Consider the following 8,410-nt stretch of genomic DNA (forward strand, 5'->3'; position numbering starts at 1 on the left):
ACGCGTGCCGCAAGACCTGAAGGCGGTCGGCCGTGATGCCGCAGGCCGCCGCGTTGAAATAGCGGCGGTCGGTCGTGTTCATCAGGTGGGCCTGCATTTCGTTCATCATCAGGTCGTCGTTCGCGGGATCATAGCCCTGGCGCGTCAGGAAGCTGCGGAAGATGCTGCGATCCGAATCCGTCATGCGCGTCGCCCAGAACTTTTGGACGTACGAGGCATAGCCCGGGTCGGTGAAATATTCCCCGTGCGAAAGCTCATGCCGCAGCAGGCTTTCGCGGCCGGACTCATCGACGAACGGATCGCTGCCGCGGCGCGGGATCGAGATCACCGCCTTGTTGGCATAGGGCTTCAGGATGCCCTCGGCGTCCAGCAGCGTCCTGAGGCCCCGCTCGGGCGGCGTGAGCGGGAGGTGTTCGGCATCGACCGTGGCATAGAAGCGCTGGATGTCGGCGGCGCGGTAGTCGTGACCGTAATAATAGGTCGCGGCCGTCGCGTTGTCGGCCTGGATCGCCTCGGCCAGCTCCGCGTCGTTCAGGACCCGGTCGTGCGGGATGCCGCGCTTTTCGATGAAGGCGGCCATGCGGTTGAACGCCTCGCCTTGCGCGATGAGGCTTGGGAAGTCGAGCACGAGGATGTTCGGGTTCTCGAGGAACCAGGACGGGGTGAGCGTATCGACGTCTTCCGCCAGGATCTCCGCCTCGGTCCGCTCCGGCGTAACGAGGGTGGCCAAGGGGGCGGCCAAAGGGGCGGCCCATGGGGCCGCCGAAGGGGCGGCGGGCGGAGCCGCGGGAGGGGCAGCGGTCGGGGCCGCGGGCGGGGCGACCGGCAACTGCGCGGCGACGGGGGCGCGGGCGGGACGTTGCGTGGCCTTCCACAGCCCCACGCCGCCGACCGCGGCGATCAGGACGGCGACGCCCCCGGCCAGGATCAGGCGCGACGGAGGCCGGGGGACGGGACCGGGGCCCGTGGCCGGTGCCGCCGCGGCGCGGTGCCGTGCACGAACGGTGGCGTCTGGGTCAGCGTCCTGCACGGGCGGTCAGGGTCGAGGTCAGCCGGAGATGTTGACGACATGCACCCGGCGATTGCGCTGGTCCGGGACGTTCGGACCGGTCGGGACCAGCAGCGATTCCTCACCCATGCCGATCGCCTGCAGCCGGTCGGGCGTGATGCTGTAATGCTGCGTCAGGTAGGCAACGACCGCCTGGGCGCGGCGGGTCGACAGCTCCTTGTTCAGGTCGGCCGAACCGACCGTGTCGGTATGTCCTTCGATCCGGAACTTGGAGTCCGCCAGGTCCTTGCTGGACAGCGCCTTGCCCAGCACGTCGAGCGTCTTCATCGCCCTGGGCGTCAGTTCGGCGGAGCCGGTGGCGAACTGGATGTTGAAGTCGAGCGAGGGATGATCGTCCTCGGCCGTCGCCGTGCGGGGAACGACGGTCACATGGGCGGAAGGCGGATGTGTCGCGGCCGAGGCCGGGGCGGTCGCCAACGGGGTGGACGCATCGCTTGGCGGGGCAACGACGGGCCTGGACCCGCGGGACTTGCCGGGGTGCGGCTTCAAGGCGTCGATGACGTCCTGCACCGAGCTATCCTGCGCCGCCCAGGCGCCGGTGGAATAGGCGACGCCAAACATCAGCGTGGTGGAAATCGCCGCTGCCGCCATGATGTTTCTCACGTGACACTCCCTTACTCATGCCAGCGGCGTTATATCCGCGGCCCTGTTCGCTTGCCAGCGATTTCCGCCGGAACGACCGGCGTTCCGCCGAACTGGAACCAGTTCAGAAACGGTCTGCCGAACGATCAGGCAGGGCCGCCGGGCCCGCCGGATCGTTCGGGTTGCAACGATCAGGCGGCGAGCGCCTTTTCGATGTCCGCCAGCGGCGTCGACAGCGTGCCGCGCAGGTCGATCGGCGTGAACGGATTGTCCTGCACCGCCGCGACAAGCTGGTCGGAGGCGACATAGCCGGCATAGGTCCGGGCCTCGTCCAGCAGTTGCTTGTTCAGCGCCTGCCGGTCGGCCTCGCTCGCGGCCTGTGCGGCGGTGAGCTTTTCCTGCAGCGACGGGCCAAGCGTGGTCATGATGGCGTCGAGCCGGCTGATGTTCTGCTGGATCGCGGCGAATTCCGGTTCGTTCTTGAACTCGTCCAGTATCGCGGCGCGCAGCGCCTGCAGGTCGTTCGCGGCCTTGCCGCGCGCCTCGCTCCAGCGTTGCAGCAGCGCCGCGTATTCCACCGGCCCTGCCTTCGCCTGGCCTTGGGACTGGCCTTGGGACTGACCCGCGCCCGTGCCGGTCTGGGTGGGCACCGCGCCGCGCATGGCGGCGACGATCTCGTTGAAATGCTGCTTGGCGGCGTTGGCGTCGAAGGCGTGCATCGCCGCCTGGAACGCCTTGGCCGCCGCGGCGAGTTGCGGCACCGTCGGCCCGTTCGAGCCCAGCAGCTTGCTGAGCGTCGGGAAGATCTTCTCGAAATTCGCGCGCAACTGCCCGAAGGTCGGGTCCTGCGGGTTCGGCTGGGCCTGCTGGGTGGCGGTCTCCTCGGCGTCGACATCCGTATCGTCGGGATCGTCGAGGTCGTCGACCTCCTCGCCGTTCACCATCAGGATGACATGGCTGTAGGGCAGGGGCTTGAAGGCCTTCAGCATCCGGTCGGTCTTCTTCTTCAGGCCGGGGATCTGCTTGCCTTCGAGGTTGAGCTTGACGAACTCGGGCCGGTCCGGATCCTCGACCAGCGTGCCGAACGTCATGACGCGCAGGCCGGTCGCTTCCTGCGCCTGCCGGCCCAGGCTGTTGGGGCCCTTCGACTTGCTGAGCGCCAGGCGGTGATCGGCCGCGGCCTTGCCCAGCACGATGCCGAAGTTCATCGGGTCGCCCCCGGCGGCCTTGCGCAGTCCCTTCAGAAGATACTTCTTGTACTGTACCGCATCGGTGAAGACGTTGTTGTCTTCCTCGTCTTCCTTCACCAGCTTGTCCAGCTCGGCCTTTTCGCTGTCGTAAAGCCGGGTGAATTTCTTCAGCGCATCGACCGTGTTGCCCAGGTCCTCGGCGTCCGCGCCCTTCGGCGGCGCCTTCTTCATCTTGTCCGCCTCGGAAATCACCAGCTCCACCGCCTGGCGGACCTTGCCGATAGCGACGACGGCGGGCTTGACGTCATCCTCGGCACCGGATTTCTGCAGCGCGGCCCGAGCCTTTTCGTAATCTTCAAGCGCTGCTTCGAGGCCCTTGCCCTTGGTCAGGCCCTTCGGTTGATTGGTGCTCCACCACTTGGCCTCGAACACGGGCTGCGCATTCTTTTTCATGCAACGACCTTCCCCAAGATTTCATGCGGTCCGATGGACGGGCGATCGGCAAGGCCCCCGACGACATCAGACCGAAATATGGCTGGACACGACGCAGCCGGCAGCCATTCCCCCTGCTGCCGTACGATACCGCTTCGTCGGCATCATGCCCCAGCCGAACGGCTTATGTCGACACGTTTCTAGACCGCAAGCGCACAATACGACCTGTCTGCATGCAACATGACAATTATGTAAGGATATCGACGACGACCGCGGTGACGTTGTCGCGGCTGTTGTGCTCCAGCGCCGCATGCACAAGCTTGCCCGCGGGGTCTTCGGGCGCGGCGAGCAACTGTGCCGTCAGGGCGTCGGGGATCGTCTTGCACAAGCCGTCGCTGCACAACAGGAACCGGTCGCCGGCGAGCAGCCGGTCCGTCACCTTGTCCAGGTCGAGTTCGTCGCCCGAACCGACGGCGCGGGTGATGACGTTGGCGTTCGGGTGGGTCTCGGCGTCCTCGGCCCGGATCGCCCCGGCCTCCACCATCTCCTGCACCAGGCTGTGGTCGCGGGTGACCTGGGTCATGGTCCCCTCGCGCAGCAGGTAGATCCGCGAATCCCCCGCCCACAGGCAGGCGAAATGATCGCCCCGCGCGATCAGCACGGCGACCGTGCTGGCGCTGATCTGCGGCGGCGCGACGGAGGCGCGCAGCGCCGCGTTCACCTCGGTCATGCGCTGGCGCACCTCGGCCAGCACCTCCCCGGCCGACAGGTTGGGCGGCAGGCCCTCCAGCGCATCGGCGACCATGCGGGAGGCGACGTCGCCGCGCAAATGGCCGCCCGCGCCGTCGGCGACCGCCCAGACGCCGAGGTCGGCGCGGTCGACCAGCGAATCCTCGTTGTGCTTGCGCACGGTGCCGACATGCGTCACCGCCCAGGAGGCGAAACGCCCGTTCGCGTCCTGCGTCTCGACAGGCGCGGACTCCATCTGCGCCTTGCGGACGCGGATCGTGTCGTCCTCCGCCGGCGGCTCCGGCGCCGGGTCGGCCAGCGGATCGTCCGTTCGTTCGGGAAGCGGGTCGGACAGCGGCCGGGCGTGCGCATCGGCCCGGGGACCAGACATCGGATCAGACATTGGATCAGCCAGTGGACCGGACGATGGATCAGACGATGGGTCGGCCAAACGAGGGGGCAACGAAGTCTCCGAGGTGGCGGCGGGTGGGGCCGGGTCCGCCGGCGTGTCCTGGGGCGGGTCGCTCAACGGGTCGCCCGGCGGCCCGGCGTCGTCCCGCGTTTGGGCACGTCCCGGCTGGTCATGTCCCCGCTGGTCATCTCCCCGCTGGTCATCTCCCCGCTGGTCACGTCCCGGCTGGTCATGTCCCGATCGGGCATGTCTGGACTCGCTCATCGTCTCCCCATGTCCTGCCAGATTACGCAAGCCGCTGCGCGAAAACCAGCATTTCGCGCCCCGCTTCGGCCAAGGTTATTATATTTCCGTCTCGATCCGCTGCATGCAACTTGCGCTCATCCCCGACATAAGGACAAGAATGGAATGAACGCCGGTCCATTGGAACATCCCGGCGGGTCGCGCCTGACGTCCGCGTCCGGCGGACCGGGGTTCGGAACGGACGGAAAAGGTTCGGCACATGCAATATGAAGTCAGCTTCGGTCGTATCGGCAACGTCAAGCGGGTCGCGCCGGGACCGGCCTTCCGCCTCGCGGTGCTGGGCGATTTCTCCGGCCGGGCGAACGCCGGCATCGTCCAGACAGGGTCGGACCTGGCGGGCCGCAAGCCGATCAAGGTGGATGTCGACAACCTCGACACGGTGATCGAGCGGCTGGACCTGACGGTGCAGGTCGCGCTGGGCGGCGACAGCGGCGTGGTCAACGTGCCGATCAGGTCGATGGACGATTTCCATCCCGACCAGCTCGCCGAAAACCTGTCGCTGTTCGAAGAGATGATGACGCTGCGGCGCAACCTGGGCAGCAAGGCCGGGTTCGACCGCGCCGCCAAGGAGGTCCTGTCCTGGGCGGGGGAGGAGGCGCTGACGCCGCTGCCCCGCCGCGCCCGCGGCGCCTCGGTCGCCACCGACCGCAGGCTGTCCGACTTCGCCCGCCTGACCGGCATCGCGCCGCAGGAGGAAGCCGAGGCCGACGACCTGATCCGTCGCCTGATCGGCCCCTATATCCAGCCGGCCAAGGACTCGCGGCAGGACGCGCTGGTCGCGCGCGTCGACACGGCGCTGTCGGACGCGATGCGCCGCGTGCTGCACAATCCGGACTTCCAGATCACCGAGGCGCTGTGGCGCGGCGTCGAGTTCCTGGTGCGCTCGATCGAGACCGACGCGCGGATGCAGATCGTACTGTACGACATCTCCGCCGAGGAACTCGCCGCCGACCTCGCTTCGGCCGACGCGCTGGAGGAGACGGGGCTGTATTCGTTGCTGGTGGAACAGCCGGCGCTGGACGCGGGGCAGGGGCCGCTGTCGATGCTGGCGGGGCTGTACCAGTTCGAGGCGACGCCGCCGCATGCCGACCTGCTGGGCCGCATCGCGCAGGTGGCCGCCGCGGCGGGCGCGCCGTTCGTGACGGCGGTCGGCTCCGACCCGCTGCGCACGCCGATGCACGACTGGCATCCGCTGACGAAACAGGCGTGGGAGGGGCTGCGCGGCTTGCCCGCCAGCGTCTACCTGGCGCTGCTGACGCCGCGCTATTTGTTGCGCATGCCGTACGGCAAGAAGACCGATCCGATCGACGCTTTCGCCTTCGAGGAGTTCACCCGCCAGTCCGGCCTGTCCGGCATGCTGTGGGGCCATCCGGCGCTGCTGTTCGCCAACCGCGCCGCCGCTTCCTGGCGCCGCGAAGGCGCGAAGATGAAGCTCGGTTCCCAGGCCACGGTCGGTGACCTGCCGGTCTATGTCTACCAGGATACCGACGGGGAGCAGATCGCGCTGTCCTGCACGGAGCGCCTGTTCACCGAGAGGGTCGCCACCCAGATCGCCGGCACCGGGGTCAACCCGGTCATCGCGCTGCGCGGCCGGCCGGAGGTCAGGATCGGCGGCTTCCTGGGCGCGTCCGGACAGCCCCTGGCGGGCCGCTGGAACCCGGTGGAGGTGAAGCTGGACGGCACGTCCTCGGCCGCACCGCCGCCCCCTCCGCCCGCGCCCGAACCGGTCGCCGAGGTGGCGCCCGAACCGGTGGAGGACGAGGCCGCGGCAGACGAGACCGTGGCGGACGACACGGCAGCCGAGGAGACGGCCGCGGAGGAGCCGGCGGCCGAGGAAGCGGCGCCCGAACCTGCCGCCGAGGAGCCCGCGGCGGAGGAACCCGCGGCCGAGGCGCCGGCGGGCTTGGACGACCTCGATGCCCTGCTGGCCAGCCTGAACACCGACGCCGCCCCGCCTCCGGCGGCAGAGGCCCCGGATGCGATGGACGCCGATCTCGACGCGCTGCTGGCGTCGTTGAAGTGACGGTGCGGATGCTGCGCCGGTGCCGAGGCGATGGCCCGGTCAAGCCGGGCCGTGGCGTGGGGGCCGGGCGATGGCGTGGCCGGCCGGTCGTTGACGTGGGGGCCGGTCGTGGCGTGGGGCGGCGGGCCGTGGCGTGGGGGCCGTGGCGTGGGGCTGGGCGATGGCGTGGGCGGCCGGGTCGCGGCGTGGGTCGGACGGCGTGGGTCGCGCTCGACCCCGCTTGGTGTCAGTCCTTGCTGATGAGGATCTCGATCAGGTCGGCCTTGCTGGCCTGATCGCCGATCGGAGCGGTCCGGCTGCGGGTGATGCGGGAGGCTTCGACGCCGCGCGTGGCCAGTTCGCTCTCGACCATCCCGGCGCGGATATTGGCGAGGTCGCCGCTGAAGCCGGGGGCGTCCTCGGCGACGTAGCTGGTGATGACGATCGGGGCGTCGGGGTTGTTCAGGGCGGCCTCGGCCGCGGCGGCGATGGTGGCGTCGGCCGAGGCGTCGCGCGCCGCCGACCAGGGCGCGAAGGCGACCCCGAAGGCGCCGCCCATCCCCACCATGCGCTTGGTGCGTTCGACGATCGCGGGGTGTATAAGCCAGGGCGGGCCGGACGCGGCGGGATCGGCGACGTTGGCGAACCACAATTCTTTCACTTCGGATTCGGACTCGCACGTGATGAATTCAATGGTAACATGATCGGGCAGCATGTTACCGAGCAGGTCGTCCAGGAACGCCTCGCCGTCGACCATCCAGGTTCGCGAACCGATTTGGGCCAGAACAATGTCAGCCATTGATGATTTCCTTTCGCTTCAAGCGCGGCTCGCGATGCGAGTCCTGGACGTTGTTCTTGGCGGCGATGGCGGCGATCCCCCGGCCTTGTTTCCCGTCCTTGCCGGTGACGCGGGGCGGTCGGCATGCGCCTGATCCTGACGCTGGCCGGCGGCGGCGCCGTTCCGGAAAAGGACAAGATCAAGACCCTGTCCACCGGCAGCATATCCATCGGGCGCGCGGCCGGCAACGACTGGGTCCTGCCCGACCCGGACCGCAGCCTGTCCAAGACCCATTGCACGATCATGGAGCGGAACGGCCGCTTCATCCTGATGGACACCAGCACCAACGGGATCTTCATCAACGGCTCGCCCCAGGCGACGGAGCGCGACAGCCAGACGGTGCTGAACCAGGGCGACCGGCTGACATTGGGCGACTATACGATCGCCGTCTCCGCCATCAGCGACGGCCCGATGAACGCGCCGGATCCCGACATGGGGCTGGGGTACCAGCCGGTGGTGCCGAACCACGACGGGTTCTCGGCGATCGGCGGGCCGCCGATGCCGCAGGGGCCGCTGGACATCGATCCGCTGGACGATCCGCTGGGCCGGCCGGCGCATCCGGGGTACCAGCATCCGGGGTTCCAGCATCCGATCGCGCCGCCGGCGGTGCAGCCGCGCGGCCTCGATCCGTTCGACCAGATCCAGAGCCGGGCGGCCTCGGCAGGCGGGATCGGGCCGGACGACGACCTGTTCCGCGGCATCCAGCCGTCCAACGACTGGCAGGGGGCGTCGCGGCCGGACCATACGCCGGTGATCCAGCAGGCGGTGCCGGCGATGCGCGTGGCCAGCGCGCCGCTGTCGGGCGACATCGATTTCGACGCGCTGATCGGCGACCTGCCGGGCGCGCAGGGAG

General features: G+C 68.9%; 8 protein-coding genes. 2 read left to right on the forward strand and 6 right to left on the reverse strand.

Features of this window, described 5'->3' with window-relative positions:
• The 5 genes from VHB27_RS19520 to VHB27_RS19540 form a co-directional block, all read right to left on the reverse strand.
• Positions 1–730 (reverse strand): hypothetical protein (locus tag VHB27_RS19520; protein ID WP_325603657.1); only part of this gene is annotated, 730 nt, incomplete at its 3' end.
• A gap of 318 nt (positions 731–1,048) precedes the next feature.
• Positions 1,049–1,672 carry an OmpA family protein gene (locus VHB27_RS19525; protein ID WP_325603659.1) on the reverse strand — a complete coding sequence of 208 codons (624 nt, stop codon included), beginning with the start codon at positions 1,670–1,672 and terminating at the stop codon, positions 1,049–1,051.
• A gap of 170 nt (positions 1,673–1,842) precedes the next feature.
• Positions 1,843–3,294, reverse strand: a complete 1,452-nt coding sequence (locus VHB27_RS19530) for a hypothetical protein (protein WP_325603661.1) — start codon at positions 3,292–3,294, stop codon at positions 1,843–1,845.
• A 226-nt stretch (positions 3,295–3,520) separates the two neighbouring features.
• The gene (locus VHB27_RS19535; protein ID WP_325603664.1) at positions 3,521–4,393 is read right to left on the reverse strand and encodes a PP2C family protein-serine/threonine phosphatase; all 873 of its coding nucleotides are present in this window, start codon (positions 4,391–4,393) and stop codon (positions 3,521–3,523) included.
• A gap of 134 nt (positions 4,394–4,527) precedes the next feature.
• Entirely contained in the window at positions 4,528–4,662 is a 135-nt protein-coding gene (locus VHB27_RS19540; protein ID WP_325603666.1) for a hypothetical protein, read from the reverse strand.
• Between the two features lie 254 nt (positions 4,663–4,916).
• Between VHB27_RS19540 and VHB27_RS19545 the strand changes: the two genes are divergently transcribed.
• Complete coding sequence (locus VHB27_RS19545) at positions 4,917–6,740, forward strand: type VI secretion system contractile sheath domain-containing protein (protein WP_325603668.1); 1,824 nt, start codon at positions 4,917–4,919, stop codon at positions 6,738–6,740.
• 226 nt (positions 6,741–6,966) lie between these two features.
• Here VHB27_RS19545 and VHB27_RS19550 read toward each other — a convergent pair whose 3' ends face one another.
• Positions 6,967–7,518 (reverse strand): hypothetical protein, encoded by a 552-nt coding sequence (locus VHB27_RS19550; protein WP_325603670.1) that lies wholly within the window; start codon positions 7,516–7,518, stop codon positions 6,967–6,969.
• A gap of 123 nt (positions 7,519–7,641) precedes the next feature.
• Here VHB27_RS19550 and VHB27_RS19555 point away from each other — a divergent pair.
• Positions 7,642–8,410, forward strand: a 769-nt coding sequence (locus tag VHB27_RS19555) for a type VI secretion system-associated FHA domain protein (protein WP_325603672.1), incomplete at its 3' end; no start/stop codon positions are given.

Origin of the sequence: Rhodopila sp. (assembly GCF_035548235.1) — a bacterium.
GTDB lineage: Bacteria > Pseudomonadota > Alphaproteobacteria > Acetobacterales > Acetobacteraceae > Rhodopila.